This is a genomic window from Roseateles chitinivorans, assembly GCF_002761755.1.
GTDB classification, from domain to species: Bacteria; Pseudomonadota; Gammaproteobacteria; order Burkholderiales; family Burkholderiaceae_C; genus Roseateles; species Roseateles chitinivorans.
Genome location: NZ_PEOG01000069.1, coordinates 13,180 through 31,954, shown reverse-complemented (window position 1 = coordinate 31,954; position 18,775 = coordinate 13,180). Strand labels below are relative to the sequence as shown.

19 protein-coding genes are annotated in these 18,775 nt (G+C 70.5%); 2 read left to right on the top strand and 17 right to left on the bottom strand.

The genetic code is table 11. The features are described 5' to 3' along the window. Positions 1-146: 146 nt before the first annotated feature. The 4 genes from CS062_RS20475 to CS062_RS20460 form a co-directional block, all read right to left on the bottom strand. The gene (locus CS062_RS20475; protein WP_099863407.1) at positions 147-1,259 is read right to left on the bottom strand and encodes a TIGR03364 family FAD-dependent oxidoreductase; all 1,113 of its coding nucleotides are present in this window, start codon (positions 1,257-1,259) and stop codon (positions 147-149) included. A gap of 67 nt (positions 1,260-1,326) precedes the next feature. Then, on the bottom strand, positions 1,327-3,060 hold the full coding sequence (locus CS062_RS20470) for a putative 2-aminoethylphosphonate ABC transporter permease subunit (RefSeq protein ID WP_099863406.1): 1,734 nt from the start codon (positions 3,058-3,060) through the stop codon (positions 1,327-1,329). Then, on the bottom strand, positions 3,057-4,115 hold the full coding sequence (locus CS062_RS20465) for an ABC transporter ATP-binding protein (RefSeq protein ID WP_099863405.1): 1,059 nt from the start codon (positions 4,113-4,115) through the stop codon (positions 3,057-3,059). The genes CS062_RS20470 and CS062_RS20465 overlap by 4 nt, the downstream gene beginning before the upstream one ends. A 29-nt stretch (positions 4,116-4,144) precedes the next feature. Next, positions 4,145-5,194, bottom strand: a complete 1,050-nt coding sequence (locus CS062_RS20460; protein WP_099863404.1) for a putative 2-aminoethylphosphonate ABC transporter substrate-binding protein — start codon at positions 5,192-5,194, stop codon at positions 4,145-4,147. Between the two features lie 162 nt (positions 5,195-5,356). Between CS062_RS20460 and CS062_RS20455 the strand changes: the two genes are divergently transcribed. Both CS062_RS20455 and CS062_RS20450 read left to right on the top strand, forming a co-directional pair. Next, on the top strand, positions 5,357-6,220 hold the full coding sequence (locus CS062_RS20455; RefSeq protein ID WP_099863403.1) for a LysR substrate-binding domain-containing protein: 864 nt from the start codon (positions 5,357-5,359) through the stop codon (positions 6,218-6,220). A 159-nt stretch (positions 6,221-6,379) separates the two neighbouring features. Continuing rightward, the gene (locus CS062_RS20450) at positions 6,380-6,964 is read left to right on the top strand and encodes a PH domain-containing protein (protein ID WP_099863402.1); all 585 of its coding nucleotides are present in this window, start codon (positions 6,380-6,382) and stop codon (positions 6,962-6,964) included. Between the two features lie 39 nt (positions 6,965-7,003). On the opposite strand, the gene CS062_RS20445 is transcribed toward CS062_RS20450, so the two are convergent. From CS062_RS20445 to CS062_RS20385, 13 genes are all read right to left on the bottom strand, one after another. Next, the gene (locus CS062_RS20445) at positions 7,004-7,777 is read right to left on the bottom strand and encodes a class II aldolase/adducin family protein (protein WP_099863401.1); all 774 of its coding nucleotides are present in this window, start codon (positions 7,775-7,777) and stop codon (positions 7,004-7,006) included. 166 nt (positions 7,778-7,943) lie between these two features. Beyond that, positions 7,944-8,363: a hypothetical protein gene (locus CS062_RS20440; protein WP_099863400.1), complete on the bottom strand. Its 420-nt coding sequence runs from the start codon at positions 8,361-8,363 to the stop codon at positions 7,944-7,946. Next, the gene (locus tag CS062_RS26295; protein WP_158238853.1) at positions 8,363-8,524 is read right to left on the bottom strand and encodes a hypothetical protein; all 162 of its coding nucleotides are present in this window, start codon (positions 8,522-8,524) and stop codon (positions 8,363-8,365) included. Before CS062_RS26295 ends, CS062_RS20440 begins: the two co-directional genes overlap by 1 nt. Positions 8,525-8,718: 194 nt before the next feature. Then, on the bottom strand, positions 8,719-9,912 hold the full coding sequence (locus tag CS062_RS20430) for an acyl-CoA dehydrogenase (RefSeq protein WP_099863398.1): 1,194 nt from the start codon (positions 9,910-9,912) through the stop codon (positions 8,719-8,721). A 95-nt stretch (positions 9,913-10,007) separates the two neighbouring features. Next, complete coding sequence (locus tag CS062_RS20425; protein WP_099863397.1) at positions 10,008-10,445, bottom strand: RidA family protein; 438 nt, start codon at positions 10,443-10,445, stop codon at positions 10,008-10,010. Positions 10,446-10,458: 13 nt separating this feature from the next. Then, the gene (locus CS062_RS20420; protein ID WP_099863396.1) at positions 10,459-10,902 is read right to left on the bottom strand and encodes an acyl-CoA thioesterase; all 444 of its coding nucleotides are present in this window, start codon (positions 10,900-10,902) and stop codon (positions 10,459-10,461) included. A gap of 13 nt (positions 10,903-10,915) precedes the next feature. Then, the gene (locus tag CS062_RS20415; protein WP_438270490.1) at positions 10,916-11,629 is read right to left on the bottom strand and encodes an ABC transporter ATP-binding protein; all 714 of its coding nucleotides are present in this window, start codon (positions 11,627-11,629) and stop codon (positions 10,916-10,918) included. Next, positions 11,626-12,420 (bottom strand): ABC transporter ATP-binding protein, encoded by a 795-nt coding sequence (locus CS062_RS20410; RefSeq protein WP_099863410.1) that lies wholly within the window; start codon positions 12,418-12,420, stop codon positions 11,626-11,628. Before CS062_RS20410 ends, CS062_RS20415 begins: the two co-directional genes overlap by 4 nt. A gap of 19 nt (positions 12,421-12,439) precedes the next feature. Next, positions 12,440-13,507 carry a branched-chain amino acid ABC transporter permease gene (locus CS062_RS20405; RefSeq protein ID WP_099863395.1) on the bottom strand — a complete coding sequence of 356 codons (1,068 nt, stop codon included), beginning with the start codon at positions 13,505-13,507 and terminating at the stop codon, positions 12,440-12,442. 4 nt (positions 13,508-13,511) lie between these two features. Next, on the bottom strand, positions 13,512-14,432 hold the full coding sequence (locus CS062_RS20400; RefSeq protein WP_099863394.1) for a branched-chain amino acid ABC transporter permease: 921 nt from the start codon (positions 14,430-14,432) through the stop codon (positions 13,512-13,514). Positions 14,433-14,526: 94 nt separating this feature from the next. Continuing rightward, positions 14,527-15,732 (bottom strand): ABC transporter substrate-binding protein, encoded by a 1,206-nt coding sequence (locus CS062_RS20395; protein ID WP_099863409.1) that lies wholly within the window; start codon positions 15,730-15,732, stop codon positions 14,527-14,529. Between the two features lie 104 nt (positions 15,733-15,836). Beyond that, a complete protein-coding gene (locus CS062_RS20390; RefSeq protein WP_099863393.1) occupies positions 15,837-17,519 on the bottom strand; it encodes an AMP-binding protein in 1,683 nt (560 codons plus the stop codon). A 102-nt stretch (positions 17,520-17,621) separates the two neighbouring features. Beyond that, positions 17,622-18,773 (bottom strand): acyl-CoA dehydrogenase family protein, encoded by a 1,152-nt coding sequence (locus CS062_RS20385; RefSeq protein ID WP_099863392.1) that lies wholly within the window; start codon positions 18,771-18,773, stop codon positions 17,622-17,624. Positions 18,774-18,775: the final 2 nt, after the last annotated feature.

The following is an 18,775-nucleotide window of genomic DNA, read 5'->3' as shown; positions in this document are numbered from 1 at the left end:
GCCGCGCTTCCGAACTGTTCCCCTCCTCGCGCGGCACTCGCGTGCAGCGGCGCCCAGCGCTCGGCACTCGGCACTCGGCACTCGGCACTCGGCGCTCGGCGCTCGCCGCCCGCCGTTCACCGGTCTCCCGTTCACCGGTGCCTCGTTTACCAGTCCGCAAGCACCTCTTCCGCGAGACCGAACGCGGTACTGGCCCCGGTGCCGCTGGTCACCATCACCAGCCGCGTGCGTTCGTCCGGCGCCTCCACCAGGCACGGCGCCTCGGCGCTGACCGGGTACACGCCGGTCCAGCGCTCGACGACGGCCAAGGAGGGAAGCGCCAGCTGCCGGTGCAACTCATCGAGGATCAGCCGGTCCACCGCCTCGCTGGCGAAGGGCGGCAGCACCGGCCCGTAGTGATGCGAATCGCCGACGACCAGGGTGCCGTCCGCGCTCTGCACCACGATCAGGTGGATGCCATGCGCCAGCGCATCGTGCCGTTCGGCCGACAGGCGCTCGAGCAGCGGCCGCGCCTGCGGCAGCGCTGCGTAGCCGTCGTAGCGCACCAGGCTCAGGTCGGCCATCAACGCGGCATGGAGCCGGAAGCCCGCCGGCGGTCGCACCCGCAGCATCTGCAGCTGGCACAGCGAGAGCGCATGCGCGGACCAATGCGTCGCGAACAGCCCGTGCAGCTCCGCCCCGGCGCAGACCACGACGCGCTCGGCGCGATAGCTCGCGCGGGAAGTGCGCACCGACGGCGCTTCCACCTCGAGCACGGTCTCGCCGAAGTGGAACTCGACACCGTGTCGCTCGGCCAGCCAGGCGGCGAGTCGAGGGATCGCCTCGCGCGACTCCACGCGCAGTTCATGCGGGCTGTAGAGGCCGCCACGCAGGCCTTCTGCGCGCAGGCCCGGCTGCCGCGCCAGCGCGCCGGCGGCGTCGAGCCGCTCACAGCCCTCGCCCATCTCGGTGGCGAGGAAGGCCTCCAGCAGCGCGTCGGCTTCCGCGTGGCGCGTCGCCATCAGCAGGCCGGCATGCTCGACACGCAGCCCGGCCTGCGGCGCGAGCTCGGCCCACAGGTCGCGGGTGCGTCGCGCGCGGCGCCAGTGCGCACCGCGCTGCTGGCCGGTCACGGTCACGAAGCCGAAGTTGCGGATCGAGGCACCGATGCAGGCGGCATCGCGTTCGACGACGACGACACGCCAGCCGCACTTGGCGCCGGCCCAGGCATGGGCCAGGCCGACGATGCCGGCGCCCACCACGAGGAGGTCACAGTTCATGGAGATCGAGAGACAGGTCCAGGCGGACCCGGTTCATGAGTGAGAGGAAACGATCGCGAGCCCACCGCTATCGCGCCCGCCATCGCTGGGTGCGTTGCACCAGCACATGGCCGATCAGGCCGATGACGCCGCGTCCCAGCGCCGCCGTCGCGAACAGCAGGGTGGCCATCGCCGCGGCTGGCGCGGTGTCGCCGGCGTCGTCCATGGCCAGCACCGCGACGGCCGCCAGCGCGGTGTCGGGCGAGTACAGGAACACCACCGCCGATACCGTCGTCAGCGCGCTCACGAAGAAGTAGCCGGCCACCTGCACCAGCGTGGGCACCGCGATCGGCAGGTGCACGCGGCGCAGATGGGTCCAGAACGGCAGGCCGAGCGACTCGGCCACGCGCTCGTACTCGGCATCGAGCTGGCGCAGCGCGCCCAGCTGCGTCAGGTGCGCCACTGAGTAGTAGTGCGCCACGGTGCACAGCACCAGGAGGCCCAGCCCTCCGTACCACCCTCGCAGCGGATTCCACGGCGCGTTGAAGAACAGGATGTAGCCCAATCCCAGCGCCAGCCCCGGCACCGCCATCGGCAGCGTCGCCAGCGCGTTGAGCAGGCCGCGCGCGGCGCGATGCCCGCGCGGCTTGTCGACCAGCCAGGCGACCAGGAAGCTCAGCGCCGCGCCCAGGGCCGCCGTCCATGCCGCCATGCGCAGCGAGTTCCAGTAGCTGGCCCAGCCGCCACCATCGCTCATGTCGAACTGGTAATGCGACAGCGTTGGCGCCAGCTGGTAGGGCCAGTACTGCGCGAATGAGGCGTACACCGCGATGCCGAACACGCCCACCAGCGCCGCCGCGACGACGCCGCAATACAGCAGCGCGGCCAGGTCGCGGGGCCGATGCGGCGTGGGCCGATGAGGCACCGCGCGCAGGCTCAGCACCGCCCGCTGACGGGCGCGCAGGCGCTGCTCCACCGCGAAGGCCCCCAGCGCCGGCAGCAGCAGGAGCAGCGCCACCACGGCGCCGCGGTCCAGGCGCTGCTGGCCGACAACCTCCTTGTAGATGTCGGTGGCCAGCATCGGCGTCTGCCCGCCGACGACCTTGGGCACGCCGAAGTCGGTCAGCACCAGCACGAACACCACGACCAGCGAGATCAGCAGCCCATAGCGGCTGGCCGGCAGGGTCACCGTGCGGAACACCCGCCAGCCGTTCGCGCCCAGGCAGCGCGCGGCCTCCAGGGTCCGGGCGTCGCTCGCGGACAGCGTCGTGACCAGGATCAGCATCGCGTGGGGAAAGGTCCACAGCACCGAGCCCAGCACGATGCCGGCGGGCCCGTAGATGCTGTCCACACCGACCGCCTGCATCGCGGCCTTCAGCAGGCCCTGGTTGCCGAAGGCGTAGACCAGTCCGATCGCCGCGAGCAGCGACGGCGCCAGCAGCGGCAGCAGCGCGAGCGCGCGCCACAGCGCCCTGGCCGGCAGCGCGGTGTGCGTCAGCGCCCAGGCATAGCCATAGGCCAGCACGACGCAGACGACGGCCGAGACCGCCGACAAGGTCACGCTGTGCCACAGCGCGCTCCAGCGACCGGTCGAGAAGTAGGCGGCGAAATGCGCGAGGCCGACGAAGCGCCCGTGGCCGTCGAGCACGCTTTGCGCCAGCAGCGACGCCAGCGGCAGCAGGAGGATCAGCGTCAGCACCAGCAGCGCGGCGGCCAGCAGCGCGCGCAGCACCGCGCCCTCGACCGACCGGCGCCGCGCCAGTCCGTCTCCCGCGTCTCGGGAGAACGGTCCCTCCCGGACCGGGGCATCCCCGCTGCTCACGCGGCCCTCCGCATCGACAGCGGCGCGTCGAAGAGCTGGATCGACGCCGCCGGCAGACGCAGGCCGCGGATTTCGCCCTCCCGCAGCCGGGCGGCCTCGACGCTGGGCAGCTCGAGCATCAGCCCGCCCCCCAGCGCGTCGCTGTGCAGCAGCACCTGCGTCACCGCCCCCTGGAACTGCAGTGCGTCGATGCGCGCGCGCAGCGTCGTGACCCCGCCGTCGAGCAGCTGCACCGCCTCCGGGCGGATGCCCAGCCGCAGCACGCTGCCGGTCTTGTAGCGCCGTGTGTCGCAGTCCAGCAGCGTGGTGCCGACACGCACCCGGCCGTCGGCGACCACCTGCCCGTCCATCCAGTTCATGCGGCCGACGAAGCCGGCCACCAGCGCGCTGGCCGGCTGCTCGTAGAGCTGCCGCGGCGCGCCCTGCTGCGCGATCTGGCCCTTGGCGAGCAGCACCACGCGATCGGACATCGCGAGCGCCTCCTCCTGGTCATGGGTGACCATCAAGGTGGTGATGCCCAGCCGCTGCTGCAGCGCGCGGATCTCGACCCGCAGTTCCTGTCGCACCTGGGCATCCAGTGCCGACAGCGGCTCGTCCAGCAGCAGCAGGCGCGGCCGCGGCGCCAGCGCACGGGCCAGCGCCACGCGCTGCTGCTGGCCGCCCGAGAGCTGCGCGGGGAACTTGCCGGACTGCGCCTGCAGGCCCACCAGCGCCAGCATCTCGGACGCACGCTCGGAGGCCTCGCGGCGCGGCAGCCCGCTCAGGCCATAGCGGACGTTCTCGATCGCCGTCATGTTGGGGAACAGCGCATAGGACTGGAACACGACGCCGAAACGGCGCTGCGAGGCCGGCCAGGCGGTGATGTCCTGGCCCTGCATCAACACCTGGCCGAGCTCCGGCGTCTCGATGCCGCAGACGATGCGCAGCAACGTCGTCTTGCCGCAGCCCGACGGGCCGAGCAGCGAGACGAGCTCGCCGGCGCGCAGGTCCAGGTCGATGCCCTGCAGCACCGTCTGGGGACCGAAACGCTTGGTGATCTGACGCAGGTGCAGCATGGTCGCCGTTCCTTCCGGTGCCCGCGGGCTCACTTCTTCTCGGCCTTGGCCTCATAGCGGCGCGACCATTCGGCGAGGATCCGATCGCGGTTGGCGGCCGCCCAGCCGAAGTCGTTCTTCGCCAGCAGCTTGTCGAGGTCGGACGGCACGTACTCGAGCTGTTCCTGCACCGACGGCAGCGCCAGCACGGCGAAGTTCTTCGCATAGAGCTCGTTGGCCTTGCGGGTCACCGCCCAGTCGGCCAGCGCCCGGGCGGCCTCGGCCTTGCGAGTCGACTTCATGATCGCGGTGGCTTCGACATCCCAGCCCAAACCTTCCTTCGGGAAGACGATGTCGATCGGCGCGCCTTCCTTCTTGGTCTTGTTGGCGCGGTACTCGAAGGACAGGCCGACCGGGAACTCGCCGGCGCCCGCCTGGCGGCAGGGCTTGGAGCCGCTGTGGGTGTAGACGCCGATGTTTTGGTGCAAGGCATCCATGAAGGCCCAGCCGCGCGCCTCGCCCATCATCTGCAGCCAGGCCGAGACCATCAGGTAGCCGGTGCCGCTGGAGGCCGGATGCGGCATCGTCAGCAGGCCCTTGTAGACCGGCTGCGTCAGGTCGGCCCAAGTGGCGGGCCGGGGCAGGTTGCGCCTGGCCGCCTCGACGGTGTTGAAGCACACGGCCGAGGACCACAGGTCCATGCCCACCCAGGTCGGTTGCGGCCGCGGGTCGCGCATCGTGGGGCGCACCTGCTCGAGGCCCTTGGGGGCGTAAGGGGCCAGCATCCCTTCCTTGTCCAGCAGCATCAGCGAGGTCGCGGCCAGCCCCCAGACGACGTCGGCCTGCGGATTGGCCTTCTCCGCCAGCAGCCGCGCGGTGACGATGCCGGTGGACTCGCGCACGAACTTCAACTCGATGGCCGGGTGGTCCTGCTCGAAGGCGGTCTTGTAGGCCTTGATCTGGTCGGCCTCGAGCGCGCTGTAGACCAGCAGCTCGGTCTTGCCCTGGGCATGGGCCTCGGGGCTGGTCAGCGCGGTGATCGCCGCCAGGCTCAGCGCGGCGGCGCTGTGGACGAGGGTCGAGAGGGACTTGAGACGCATGGGCGCTCCATCAGAAGCGGGAGAGAGAGACCGGAGACTGGGGATCCGGCGCGCCGGTTGGGGGCGACCGATGGGCGACACTGTAGGAATGGCATATGTCATTGACACGTCAAACGGCCCAAGTTCCCGAAAGCCGGTATTGGCGGATTTGGGATCGCGGCCATGCTGGTGAATCAGCTCAAGGCCTTCTTCGCGGTGGCGCGGCTGGGGTCGATCACCGGCGCGGCGCGGCAACTGGGGCTGTCGCAGCCGACGGTGACGACGCAGATCCGCACGCTGGAGGAACAGTACGGGGTGGAGCTCTTCCACCGCGGTGGCGGCCGGCTGACGCTGAGCGAGGCCGGCCGGCGGCTGATGCCGCAGGTGGACACGCTGCTGCAGCAGGAACTGGACATCGAATTCGCGCTGCGCAACTCGGCCGAGCTGCAGGGCGGGACGCTGCGCCTGGGCGCGACCGCCCCCTACTACACGCTGACGCTGGTGCAACGCTTCAAGGCCCGACATCCGCGGGTCGAGTTGAGCGTGGCCGCCGGCAATTCACGGCAGATGGTGGATGCCCTGCTCGCCTACCAGGTGGACCTGGCGACCTCCAGCCATCTGGAGGACGACCCGCGGCTGCACCGGGTGGACCTGGGGGCGGATCCCCTGGTGCTGCTGCTGCCGCGCGGGCACCCATTGGCGAGGGCGGCGGCGGTGCCGCTGGCGGCGCTGGGCGCGGAGACGCTGCTGATGCGGGAGCGCGGCTCGATGACGCGCGCGCTGACCGAGCAGGCGCTGGAAGCGGCGGGCGTGCGCCCGCGTGCGCAGATGGAGATCGCCAGTCGCGAGGCGCTGCGGGAGGCGGTGGTGCGGGGCCTGGGCGTCAGCGTCTTCGCCGCGCACGAGACCGGACGGCATCCGGAGCTCGTCGCCCTGCCCTTCGAGACGCAGACGCCGTTGGTGCGGGAATACCTCTACTGCCTGCGGGAGCGGCAGGGCGCGCGGCTGATCGAGGCGATGCTGGGCTGCGTCGAGGCCGGCGGCTGAGTCGGCCGGGCGGCCGTCCAGCTCACCGCGCCGGCGTCGGCCGTGCGCCATGGCGCTGGCGGGCGGCCGCCGCGATACTCCGCTCCTGGCCGCGTAGCCGCCCTGTCCCCCCAGGGCCCAATTCACGACCTTTCGACCTCGCCTCATCCGCACGCACGCATGCAAGACACCTGGTGGCAATCGCTCGTCCAATGGACGCTCTGGGGCGCCGCGATGGCGCTGATCATGGGCTGGGTCAGCCGCAACCGGCTCAAACCCCGCCCCGAGGACGAGGCGCGGCTGCTGCGCCATCCGATCAGCACGCTGGTGATCGGCGTCGTCGGCACGGTGTTCTTCTTCGGGCTCGCGATCATCTCCAACACGATCGGGCAGAACCGCACCGCGACGGTCTGGACCACCCTCTGCTTCGTCAGCCTGGGGCTGATGTCGGCGCCGATGATCCTGGACTACGTCTATGGCCGCCATCAGGTGTCCGAGGACGCGATCGCGTATGGCCGGCTGTTCGGCCGGCGCGGCGTCATGCGGTGGGCGGACGTGCGGCGGATCCGCTTTTCGCCGGGCATGAAGTGGTTCGTGCTGGAAGACCAGCAGCGCACCCGGGTGCGCCTCTCGGCGATGCTGATGGGCCTGCCGGAGTTCGCCCGCCTGGCCCTGGCGCGGGTGCCGCCCGAGGCCCTCGACGACCGCACCCGGACGCTGCTGACCGAAACCAGCCTGGGTCGGCCACCGCGCGTCTGGGGCTGAGCGCGGCGTCGCCCGCCGCCCTGCGCGAGTGCTCCGGCGTCAGACGTCGAAGCCCGGACACTGCCGACGCGCCTGACGCAGCAGCGTGGGCCAGACAAAGGCGCCGCCGAGGCCGCCGGTCTGCACGCGCATCGACTCGGCGGTGCCGCGGATGACCGCGTCGTCGACCGGCGTGAGCGCCCCACCGCCGGCCTGTGCCGCGATCTGGATCTGGCAGGCGCTCTCGAAGGTGTACATCGACAGGAAGGCGTCGCCGATGGTCTTGCCCACGGTCAGCAGTCCGTGGTTGCGCAGGCAGTAGAAGATCTTGTCGCCGAGGTCGCGCTGCAACCGGGGCTGCTCGTCCGGCCGGATCGCGACGCCCTCGTAGTCGTGATACGCCAGCGAGGCCAGCACGAAGGTCGACTGCTGCGAGATCGGCAGCACCCCGTCCTTCTGCGCGGACACCGCCACGCCGGCCCGGGTGTGGGTGTGCAGCACGCAACCCACGTCGGGCCGCGCCGCATGGATGGCCGAATGGATGATGAAACCGGCCTGGTTCACCGGGAACGGCGTCTCCTGCAGCTTGTTGCCGAGCGCGTCCACCTTGATCAGGCTGGAGGCGGTGATCTCGTCGAACATCAGGCCATAGGGGTTGATCAGGAACTCATGCGCCTCGCCGGGCAGCCGCGCGCTGATGTGGGTGAAGATCAGATCGCTCCAGCCGTAGCGCGCCACGAGTCGGTAGCAGGCGGCGAGGTCCACGCGCAGCTGCCATTCGGCGTCGCTGAGCTGCCCCTTGAGCGAAGGGATCCGGGCGGTGATGTCGTCCATGAACGCGTCTCCTGGTCGCGCCGGGTCATCGATCGGACCCGGTCCGCGATGGATCGTCCTCCCGGACGCCGGACGCGGCTGTCGCGCTCCGGACAGCGGGTACCTATGGAGCCACCGACAAGGGACTGCCGCGCGTCAGTGCCCTTGCTGCCATGGAGGTGGATCGCTATTCGCTCAGGTACTTCAGCAGACCAGTCCAGAAGTTCAGCTTGCTCCCCAGCACCAGAACGACCAGCAGGATGGAGATCCCGGCGGCGATCAGGTTGGCCAGCACGCTCGACCACACGCCGGACCAGAAGCCCAATGTGGTCTCCAAACGCCGAAGTCGCCGAAGATGGTCCGCTTCAGCCTCCTCGAGCGCGCCTGACAGCGACTCTTCAGCCATGTCCTCGAGCATGATCTCAGCCCGTGTGCGGTAGGTATCGACCTGCGACGGCAGATTCATGCTGAGGACGAATCCGTGGACATCCGCGTCCGGATGCATCCGCATGAACTCGACCTTGTCCGCCTTGTAGAGCGCGTAGGCGATCAGGCCGGCGAGATCCCTCGGGTTCTGAACGAATGTTTGAAAGGTCTGATGCAACATCAAGCGATGACCTTGGCTTTCGCCAACCATCGCTCGAGTGCATTGTTCGCCGCCTTCACGATGTCCTCCCGGCAGGGCAGCGCCGCGCGCACCGCGAGCGGCGGCTCGTGATCGCGCTCGCGTGTCATCAGGCGGAGGTTGGCCCGCCGGATCGTGTGCACGGTGATGTACTTGCGGGCAGCCGAGGACTTCATAGGAAATGCGACGCCAGGGCCTTGCGGCCATGGGAGAGACGAGGATGATCGGGGACGTGGCGAACCTGACGGCGGGGCCTCGACGAGGCGGCGTGCAGGAGCTCAAGCTCGGCAGCATTGCATTGCCGAATGTCCCGATCAATGACTCGGATCAGTCGGCGTCAGAACGCCGCGATCCCCGTCTGAGCCCGTCCCAGGATCAACGCATGGATGTCGTGCGTGCCCTCGTAGGTGTTGACCACCTCGAGATTGACCAGGTGGCGGGCAATCCCGAACTCGTCGCTGATGCCGTTGCCGCCCAGCATGTCGCGCGCGGTGCGGGCGATGTCCAGCGACTTGCCGCAGCTGTTGCGCTTCATGATGGAGGTGATCTCCACCGCCGCCGTGCCCTCGTCCTTCATCCGCCCCAGCCGCAGGCAGCCCTGCAAGCCCAGCGTGATCTCGGTCTGCATGTCAGCCAGCTTCTTCTGCACCAGTTGGTTGGCGGCCAGCGGCTTGCCGAATTGCTTGCGATCCATCGTGTACTGCCGCGCGGTGTGCCAGCAGGCCTCCGCCGCGCCCAGCGCCCCCCAGGCGATGCCGTAGCGGGCGCTGTTCAGGCAGGTGAACGGGCCCTTCAGGCCGCGCACCTCGGGGAAGGCGTTCTCCTCGGGACAGAACACCTCGTCCATCACGATCTCGCCGGTGATCGACGCGCGCAGTCCCACCTTGCCGTGGATCGCCGGCGCGCTCAGGCCCTTCCAGCCCTTCTCCAGCACGAAGCCGCGAATCTGGCCGCCGTCGTCCTTGGCCCAGACGACGAACACATCGGCGATCGGGCTGTTGGTGATCCACATCTTGCTGCCGCTGAGCGAATAGCCGCCATCGACCTTGCGCGCCCGCGTGATCATCGAGCCCGGGTCCGAACCGTGGTTCGGCTCGGTCAGCCCGAAGCAGCCGATCCACTCGCCGCTGGCCAGCTTGGGCAGGTACTTGCGCCGCGTCGCCTCGTTGCCGAACTCGTGGATCGGCACCATCACCAGCGAGCTCTGCACGCTCATCATCGAGCGGTAGCCGCTGTCCACCCGCTCGACCTCGCGCGCGATCAGCCCGTAGCAGACGTAGGTCAGCCCGGCGCCGCCGTACGCCTCGGGGATCGTCGGACCCAGCAGGCCGAGCTCGCCCATCTCGCGGAAGATCGCCGCATCGGTCTTCTCATGCCGGAAGGCCTCCAGCACCCGCGGCGCGAGCCGGTCCTGGCAATAGGCCCGCGCCGCGTCGCGCACGGCACGCTCGTCGTCGGTCAGCTGCTGCTCCAGCAGCAGCGGATCGTCCCAGTGGAATGCGGCCTTCGCGGCCTTGGATGCTTGGCTCATGATGTCTCTTCCGTTCTTGAATGCTTGAGGACCGACGGTGCGCGCTCACCGTGCCTGGCGCTGCCGGGACGGTGTCGACGCGGCCTGCGCCGATCCTAGTCCCGTGGCGGCACCACCGCCGTCACCTCGATTTCAACCTTCGCACGATCCTCGATCAGCCCCGCCACCTGCACGGCGGTCATCGCGATCCCGTACTCGCTGCCCAGCACCTCGCGGTAGGCCTGCCCGACCTCGCGGCCGCGCGCGACGTACTCGCGCTTGTCGACCAGGTACCAGGTCATCCGCGCAATGTGCCTCGGCTCGGCCCCCGCCTCGGCCAGCACCGCCTTGATGTTGATCAAGGCCTGCCGCACCTGGTCGACGAAATCGTCGCTCTCGAACTGGCACTGCCCGTTCCAGCCGATCTGGCCCGCCACGAAAACCTGGGTGCCGCTGGCGGCGACGCCGTTGGCATAGCCGCGCGGCGCGGCCCAGTCCGCCGGCTGCAACAAGCGCCTGGCCGCCGTCGTCTTCTTCTCGTTGTCGTTGCTCATCGTCGTGACTCCTCTACTGCTCTGACGATTGTTGGGATTGCTGTTGCTGGACCGCCCGCACCAGCGCGGCGCGGACATCCTCGGGGAAGGGTTGCGACTGGTGCGTCTCCAGCGAGGTGCACACCAGCACCTGGCCGAAGCTGACCCGCGGTCCGTCGGCACCGTCGAAGCTGATCCGCAGCGACAGCGAGCTGCGCCCCACGCGCTCGATCCACAGCCGCTGCGTGAGCCGGTCGCCCTGGCGGCTGATGCGCTCGAAGTTGGTCTGCAGCTGCACCGTGGGCAGGCCGATGCGACGCGGGCCGAGCAGCTCCGCATATGGCACGCCCAGGCCCTCGTTGAACCAGTCCTCGACGAAGGCGTTCAGCAGTTCGTAGTAGCGCGGGAAGAACACGATGCCGGCCGGGTCGCAATGACCGAAACGGACCAGCACCTCGCGCTCGAAGGCGGCAGTCATCTCATCGTCCTCCTCAGACGCCCAGGTGGCGGTGCCACACGCCGTGGTCGGCCGCCAGCGCCGCGGAGTCGCCGCGCCACACGACCTGGCCACGTTCCACGATGCTGTGCCGGTCCGCGAGCCGGATCAGCCGCTTCACATACTTGTCGACCACCAGGATGGTCTGGCCGGCCTGGCGCAGCATGTCCAGGCAACGCCAGATGTCCTCGCGGATCAAGGGCGCCAGGCCCTCGGTGGCCTCGTCCAGCACCAGCAGCCGGGGATTGGTCACCAGCGCCCGGCCGATCGCCAGCATCTGCTGCTCGCCACCGGAGAGCTGCTGGCCGAGGTGGGACGCGCGCTCCCGCAAACGCGGGAACAGCGCGAAGACCCGCTCGACGGTCCACGGATCGGCCGCGCGGCAGCGGTTCGCCTCGAAGGCTTGCAGGTGCTCCAGCACGCTGAGGTTGGGAAAGACCTGCCGTCCCTCGGGCACGATGGCCAGGCCCAGCCGCGCGATGCGGTCGGCGCGCCAGCCGGTCACCTCCTCGCCGGCGAAGCGGATGCGACCGCCGCTCGGCGCCAGCCAGCCGGTCAGGCAGCGCAGCGTCGTGCTCTTGCCCATGCCGTTGCGGCCCAGCAGCGTCGCCACCTCGCCCGGCGCGATGCGCAGGTCCACGCCGAACAGCACCTGGCTGTCGCCGTAGCCGGCGCGCAGGCCCTCGATCTCGAGCAGTGCATCGCTCATGCGCCCTCCTCCGCCAGGTCGGTCTCGTCGCCGAGGTAGGCCTGCCTGACCGCCGCATCGCCGCGGATCTCGTCCGGCGTGCCGGTCGCGATGACACGCCCGCTCACCAGCACCGACACGCGGTCGGCGAGGCGGAAGACCGCGTCCATGTCGTGCTCGACCAGCAGCAGCGTCAACCGCTGCGCCTTCAGCGCCGACAGCAGCTCGACCATGCGCGCCGATTCGTCCGGGCCCATGCCCGCCATCGGCTCGTCCAGCAGCAGCAGCCGCGGCCGGGCCGCCAGCGCGAGGGCGATTTCCAGCTGACGCTGCTCGCCATGCGCCAGGCTGCCCGCGACGCGGTCGGCCATGGTCGTCATGCCGACCAGCGCCAGCATCGCCTCGGCATCGGCATAGGCGGCCTCGTCCGCGCGTGCCGGCCGCCACCACGACGGCGGCGCCGGCCGCCGGGCGAGCACCGCCAGCACCACGTTGTCCAGCACGGTGAAGCGCCGGTAGATGCTGGTGATCTGGAAGGAGCGCACCAGGCCGCCGCGCACCCGCTGCGGCATCGACAGCGCGGTGACGTCCTCGCCGTCGAAGAACAGGCCACCGCCGTCCGGCGCGAGCGCGCCGGAAATCTGATGGATCAACGTCGTCTTGCCGGCTCCGTTCGGGCCGATCAGCGCATGGGTCTCGCCGGCGTGGACGGCGAGGCTGGCCTCGTCGGTCGCGGTCAGCGCGCCGAAGCGCTTCACCAGCCGATGCACCTGCAGCAGCGCGAGTTCGGGCAAGCGCGACGGCGCGGCCATCGACAGGTCGTGCGGCACCTCAGGCATGCGCGGCCTCCTTGGACTTGGCGCCGCCGGCATCCGCTGCCGTGGCGGGCGCCGACGTCGATGACAGCGACGACGCGGTCGACCGCCGCGCGCCCAGGCGCTCGACCAGCCCGGCGAGCCCGCGCGGGGCGAAGAGCACGACGACCAGCAGGATCGCGCCGAGCGCGAACTGCCAGTGGATCGTGACGCCCGACAGCAGCTCCTCGAGCAGCAGGAAGACCGCCGCGCCCAGCGGTCCACCCCACAGCGCGCCGGCCCCGCCCAGGATCACCATCACCATCAGCTGGCCCGACTGGGACCAGTGCATCAGGTGCGGCGACACCAGGCCGTTCAGGTTGGCCAGCAGTGCGCCGGCCAGCCCGGCGATCGCACCGGCGACGACGAAGGCGGTCCACTGCACCGCGAAGACCCGGCCACCGGTCGCGGCGACCCGGGTCTCGTTCTCCCGCGCCGCCTGCAGCAGCCAGCCCAGCGGGGAATTGACCAGCCGACGCAGGCCCGCGAACACCAGCGCGAAGACGCCCAGCGCGACCCAGTAGAACGAGGCGTCGTCGGCGAGGCTGACCGGCATGCCGGACAAGGTCGAGCGCGCCGCCAGCGGCAGGCCGTCGTCCCCGCCGTAGGCCTTCAGCGAGACGGCCAGGTAATGGAACATCTGCGCGAAGGCCAGCGTGATCATGATGAAGTACACGCCCCGCGTGCGCAGGCTGATGGCGCCGATGACCGCGGCCGCGGCGCCGGACACCGCCATCGCCGCGGGCCAAGCGATCCAGGCCGAGCCGATGCCCGCGTCCGCCAGCACGCCCACCGTGTAGGCGCCCAGTCCGACGAAGGCCGCGTGGCCGAAGCTCACCAGCCCGCCGAAGCCCAGGATCAGGTTGAGGCTGGTCGCGGCGATCGCGAAGATCAGCACCCGGGTCGCGACCACCGTGTAGAACTCCATCCCCAGCGCCTGCAGCAGCGGCGGCAGGGCCGCCAGCGCCGCGAGCAGCGCCCAGGCCCAGGGGCCCAGGCCTCGGTGATGCAGCAGCGTGCGGCGGGTGTTCGTCAGCTCGGTCATCGGCTCAGCCTCTCGCGGGGAACAGGCCGCGCGGTTTCCAGAACAGCACCGCCGCCATCAGCAGGTAGATCAGGATCGACGCCAGCGCCGGCCCGAGGTTGGAGACCACCTCCGGCGACGCGACCTGCCGCAGCACCACCGGCAGCAGCGTGCGCGAGCCGGTGTCCACCAGCCCCACCAGCAGCGAGCCGACCAGCGCGCCGCGGATCGAGCCGATGCCGCCGATCACGATCACGACGAAGGCCAGGATCAGGATGCTCTCGCCCATGCCCACCTGCACCGCCAGCAGGGGGCCGAGCAGCGAGCCCGCCAGGGCGCACAGCGCCGCGCCGACACCGAAGACCGCGGTGAACAGCCGGTCCGCGGGCACGCCCATCGCGGTGGTCATCGCGCGGTTGGACGCCCCGGCCCGCACCCACATGCCCCAGCGCGTGCGCGTGACCAGCAGGTACAGCGCCAGCGCCACCGCCAGCCCCACGCCGATGATCAGCAGCCGGTAGGCCGGATACATCAGGCCGGGCAGCAGCTCGACCGGTCCGGACAGGGCGGCCGGCGTGTTCAGCATCAGCGGCTGCTCGCCCCAGACCATGCGCACGCCCTCGTTGAGCATCAGGATCAGCGCGAAGGTCGCCAGCACCTGGCTCAGGTGGTCGCGCTGGTAGAGCCGCCGCAGCAGCGTCACCTCCAGCGCCATGCCGAGCAACGCGGTGCCGGCGATCGCTGCCAGCACCGCGATGCCGAAGGACGCTCCTGCCGCCATCGCCGCCGCGGCGAGGTAGGCCCCGACCATGTACAGCGAGCCGTGCGCCAGGTTGATCAGGTCCATGATGCCGAAGACCAGCGTCAGGCCGGCCGCCAGCAGGAACAGCATCAGCCCGAACTGCAGGCCGTTGAGGACCTGCTCGGCGATCAGGATCGCGTCCATCGGGCCGCCTCCGTCGTGGTGCCGCTGCTCGCGGCCGCGAGCGCCGGCGCGATCGGCTGCATGGGCATCGGGATGGGCATGTGCGCGCAGCGCCTCACTTCATCTTGCACAGCGGCGCATAGGCGTCGGCATGCTGCTCGAAGATCTTGCCCAGCGTCCGGTTGGTCACGCGGCCCTGCGGATCCTTGGTGATCACCCGCAGGTAGTAGTCCTGCACCGGGTACTGGTTGTGGTTGAACCGGAACGGCCCGCGCACCGAGTCGAACTTCGCCGCCTTCAGCGCCTTGAGCAGCGCCGGCTTGTCCTCGACCTTGCCCTTGACTTCGCGCACCGCCGCGCCGATCAGCTGCGCCGCGTCGTAGCCCTGGCTCGCGTACAGCGACGGCAACCGGCCGTACTCCTTGACGAAGTCGGCGACGAAGCGCTTGTTGGCCGGGTTGTCCAGGTCGTGCGCCCAGTGGGAACTGTTGAACATGCCCAGCATCGGCTCGCCCACCGCCTTGATGACGTCCTCGTCGGCGGAGAAGCCCGGCCCGAACAGGGTGATGTCCTTGGACAGGCCCGCGCCGACGAACTGCTTGATGAAGTTGATGCCCATGCCGCCGGGCAGGAAGATGTACATCGCGTCCGGCTTGGCGGCGCGTGCCTGCGCCAGCTCCGCCGCGTAGTCCAGCTGGCCGAGCTTGGTGTAGATCTCGTCGGCCACCGCGCCCTTGTAGTAGCGCTTGAAGCCGGCCACCGCATCCTTGCCGGCCGGGTAGTTGGGCGCGAGCACGACGACCTTCTTGAAGCCCTTGTCCATCACCGTCTTGCCGACGGCCTCGTGCAGGTTGTCGTTCTGCCAGGCGACGTTGAAGAAGTAGCGGTTGCACTGTTCGCCGGCGTACTGCGACGGCCCGGCGTTGGCGCTGACATAGGGCACCTGCGCCGCGAAGACGCTGGGGCCGACCGCGAGCATCACGTTGGAGAACACGATGCCGGTCATCAGGTCGACCTTGTCCCGCTTGAGCAGCCGTTCGGCCGACTGCTTGGCGACCTCGGGGTTCTGCTGGTCGTCGGCGGTCAGGGTCTCGACCGGCAGGCCGCCGAGCTTGCCGCCGCCCTGCTTGACCGCCAGGGCGAAGCCGTCGCGGATGTCGACGCCCAGGCCGGCGCCGGGCCCGGACAGCGTGCTCAGCATGCCGACCTTGAGTTTGTCGGCCGCCTGCGCGGGTGCCGCCAGGGCGAGCATGGCGCCTGCGGCGGCGAGCGCGGTCAGCGCGCGGCGAATCACTGGGGGCTCGTACTGCGGCGACGGCATCGTTTCGTTCGCGTTCATCGGACGCTCCAGAAAGGCCCTGTGGGGGGCGGGTCGGACGGTCGCGCCGGTACGGCTCGGCGCGGTCGGGATCGCTGCGCGCGGCGTCATGCCTCACGCAGGCGGAAGCGCTGCAGCTTGCCGGTCTCGGTCCGGGGCAGGCTGGCGCGGAACTCTATCGCACGGGGATATTTGTACGGGGCGATCGTGGCCTTGACGAAGTCCTGCATCGCCTTGACCAGCGCGGCCTCGTCGTCGGCGCCGGCCGCGCCGGGCTTGAGCACGACGAAGGCCTTCACCAGCTGGCCGCGCTCGTCGTCCGGCACGCCGACCACCGCGCATTCGGCGACCGCCGGATGGGCCAGCAGGGCCGACTCGACCTCCGGGCCGGCGATGTTGTAGCCGCCGGAGATGATCATGTCGTCGGTGCGCGCCTGGTAGACGAAGTAGCCGTCGGCATCGACGAGGTAGGCATCGCCGGTCAGGTTCCAGCCCTGCCGCACGTACTTGGCCTGCCGCTCGTCGGCGAGGTAGCGGCAGCCGGTCGGCCCCTGCACCGCGAGCTTGCCGACGGTCCCGCGCGGCACCTCGCGCCCCTCGTCGTCGACGACGCAGGCGCGATAGCCCGGCACCGGCCGGCCGGTCGCGCCCGGGCGGGCGGTCTCCTCCGTGTGCGAGATGAAGATGTGCAGCATCTCGGTCGCGCCAATGCCGTCGATCAGCTCGATGCCGGTGGTGTCCTTCCACAGCTGCCGGGTCGCCGCCGGCAAGGCCTCGCCGGCGCTGACGCACTTGCGCAGCGACGACAGGTCCACCGATCCGCCCTGAACACTCCCCTTGGACGCCGCGGTCAGCGCCGCCGCCATCGCGCGATAGGAGGTCGGCGCGGTGAAGCACACCGTTGCGCGGTGCTTCGCGATCGCCGGCAGCAGCAGCTCGGGCGAGGCCTTCTCCAGCAGCACCGCCGCGGCGCCGACGCTCAACGGGAACAGCAGCAGCCCGCCCAGTCCGAAGGTGAAGGCCAGCGGCGGGCTGCCGATGAAGACATCGTCGGCCCGCGCGCGCAGGCAGTGCACCGGCCAGCAGCGGCAGATCGCCAGCACGTCGCGATGGAAGTGCATCGTGCCCTTGGGCTGGCCGGTCGTGCCGGAGGTGAAAGCGATCAGCGCGCAGTCGTCGGACGCGGTATCGACGTTGTCGAAGCGCGCCGACTGGCGCTCGGCCCGCGCCTCCAGCCCGTCGGCGGCATCGCTGCGGAACAGGCAGACGCGCGTCAGCACCGGACACTGCGCCCGCGCCGTCTCCAGTTCCTGGGCGAGCGCCGCGTCGCACAGCGCATGCGTGACCTGCGCCTTGTCGATCACCTGCACCAGTTCCTTGGCGCGCAGCAGCGGCATGGTCGCGACCGCGATGGCGCCGGCCTTCATCACCGCGAACCAGCAGGCCGCCAGCTGCGGCGTGTTGGCACCGCGCAGCAGCACCCGGTTGCCAGGCACGACGCCCAGGTCCTGGACCAGCACGTTGGCAATGCGGTTCGCCTCGGCTTGCAATTCGGCGTAGGTCCACCGGATGCCGGCCTCGCCCGAGTCACCCCCTGCGCCTGCGCCGGCGCCGATCACGCAGGTGCGGTCGCCCTGCCCGGTCTCCACCCAGCGGTCCAGCAGCTCCCAGGCGCAGTTCAGGCGCTCGGGGAACTGCAGTTCCGGCAGATCGAAGATCAGCTCCGGCCACTGGTCCGGCGGCGGCAGGTGATCGCGGGCGAACGTGTCCAGGTGAGCGGTGCGGTGCATGAGGCAGTCCTTGTCGGTGCGGCGTCCGGGCGGGTCCGTGCGAGGCGTGCGGTGCGTGCGACGTGGGTGAGGGAGCGGTGAGCGCGATCCGTGGCCGACCGCTCAGCCGTGTTTCAACAGGTCGCGGCCGATGATCAGCTGCTGGACCTCGCTGGCACCCTCGTAGATGCGCAGCGCGCGGATCTCGCGGTAGAGCGACTCGACCACCTCGCCGCGACGCACGCCGCGGCCGCCGTGCAGCTGCACCGCGGCGTCGATCACCCGCTGCGCGCCCTCGGTGGCCATCAGCTTGGCCATCGCGGCCTCGCGGGTGATCGTGCGGCCCTGGTCGCGTTCCCAGGCCGCCCGGTAGACCAGCAGCGCGCTGCTGTCGACGGTGCAGGCCATGTCGGCCAGCTTGGCCTGCGTCAGCGGCAGGTCCGCCAGCGTGGCGCCGAACATCGCGCGCTCCTGCGCCTGATGCAGCCCCTCCTCCAGCGCGCGCCGCGCGAAGCCCAGCGCCGCCGCGGCCACCGAGGTCCGGAACACATCCAGCGTGCGCATCGCCACCTTGAAGCCCTCGCCAGGCGCGCCGACCATCGCGCTGCTTGGCACGCGGCAGCGGGTGAAGCGCAGGCGGGCCAGCGGATGCGGCGAGATCACGTCGATGCGCTCCGCGATCTCGAAGCCCGGCGTGCCGGCGTCGACGATGAAGGCACTGATGCCGCGGGCACCGGGGGCTTCGCCGGTCCGCGCGAACACCAGGTAGAAGTCCGCGATGCCGCCGTTGGAGATCCAGGTCTTCTCGCCGTCGAGCAGGTAGTCGTCCCCGTCGCCCACCGCGGTGCAGCGCATCGCGGCGACGTCCGAGCCGGCATCCGGCTCCGACAGCGCGAAGGCCGCCAGCGCTTCCCCGCGGGCCACGCGCGGCAGGTAGGCCGCGCGCTGCGCCGGCGTGCCCATCAGCGAGATCGCGCCGGAGCCCAGGCCCTGCATCGCGAAGGCGAAGTCGGCCAGGCCGTCATGGCGGGCCAGCGTCTCGCGCAGCAGGCAGATCGCGCGGGTGTCGATCGCCTCGCCCTCGCCGGCCACCGCATGCGTCAGCCAGCCGCCGGCGCCGAGCGCCTTGACCAGCGCCTTGCAGGATGCATCGACGTCTTCGTGATCGACCGCGCCGTGCGCCAGGTGCGTCGCGCACCACGCCTCGAGCTCGCTGGCGAGCGCGCGATGCCGATCGTCGAAGAAGGGCCAGTCCAGGTGCTTCAGGTGATTCATGG

Bases quoted from the DNA above. Each gene is read 5' to 3' on its own strand.
- CS062_RS20425 (WP_099863397.1), bottom strand. From the start codon at position 10,445: ATGAGCAACGACAACGAGAAGAAGACGACGGCGGCCAGGCGCTTGTTG.
- CS062_RS20405 (WP_099863395.1), bottom strand. From the start codon at position 13,507: ATGACCGAGCTGACGAACACCCGCCGCACGCTGCTGCATCACCGAGGC.
- CS062_RS20420 (WP_099863396.1), bottom strand. From the start codon at position 10,902: ATGACTGCCGCCTTCGAGCGCGAGGTGCTGGTCCGTTTCGGTCATTGC.
- CS062_RS20465 (WP_099863405.1), bottom strand. From the start codon at position 4,115: ATGCTGCACCTGCGTCAGATCACCAAGCGTTTCGGTCCCCAGACGGTG.
- CS062_RS20445 (WP_099863401.1), bottom strand. From the start codon at position 7,777: ATGGACGACATCACCGCCCGGATCCCTTCGCTCAAGGGGCAGCTCAGC.
- CS062_RS20415 (WP_438270490.1), bottom strand. From the start codon at position 11,629: ATGAGCGATGCACTGCTCGAGATCGAGGGCCTGCGCGCCGGCTACGGC.
- CS062_RS20430 (WP_099863398.1), bottom strand. From the start codon at position 9,912: ATGAGCCAAGCATCCAAGGCCGCGAAGGCCGCATTCCACTGGGACGAT.
- CS062_RS20475 (WP_099863407.1), bottom strand. From the start codon at position 1,259: ATGAACTGTGACCTCCTCGTGGTGGGCGCCGGCATCGTCGGCCTGGCC.
- CS062_RS20390 (WP_099863393.1), bottom strand. From the start codon at position 17,519: ATGCACCGCACCGCTCACCTGGACACGTTCGCCCGCGATCACCTGCCG.
- CS062_RS20455 (WP_099863403.1), top strand. From the start codon at position 5,357: ATGCTGGTGAATCAGCTCAAGGCCTTCTTCGCGGTGGCGCGGCTGGGG.
- CS062_RS20450 (WP_099863402.1), top strand. From the start codon at position 6,380: ATGCAAGACACCTGGTGGCAATCGCTCGTCCAATGGACGCTCTGGGGC.
- CS062_RS20395 (WP_099863409.1), bottom strand. From the start codon at position 15,732: ATGCCGTCGCCGCAGTACGAGCCCCCAGTGATTCGCCGCGCGCTGACC.
- CS062_RS20400 (WP_099863394.1), bottom strand. From the start codon at position 14,432: ATGGACGCGATCCTGATCGCCGAGCAGGTCCTCAACGGCCTGCAGTTC.
- CS062_RS20460 (WP_099863404.1), bottom strand. From the start codon at position 5,194: ATGCGTCTCAAGTCCCTCTCGACCCTCGTCCACAGCGCCGCCGCGCTG.
- CS062_RS20385 (WP_099863392.1), bottom strand. From the start codon at position 18,773: ATGAATCACCTGAAGCACCTGGACTGGCCCTTCTTCGACGATCGGCAT.
- CS062_RS20410 (WP_099863410.1), bottom strand. From the start codon at position 12,420: ATGGCCGCGCCGTCGCGCTTGCCCGAACTCGCGCTGCTGCAGGTGCAT.
- CS062_RS20440 (WP_099863400.1), bottom strand. From the start codon at position 8,363: ATGTTGCATCAGACCTTTCAAACATTCGTTCAGAACCCGAGGGATCTC.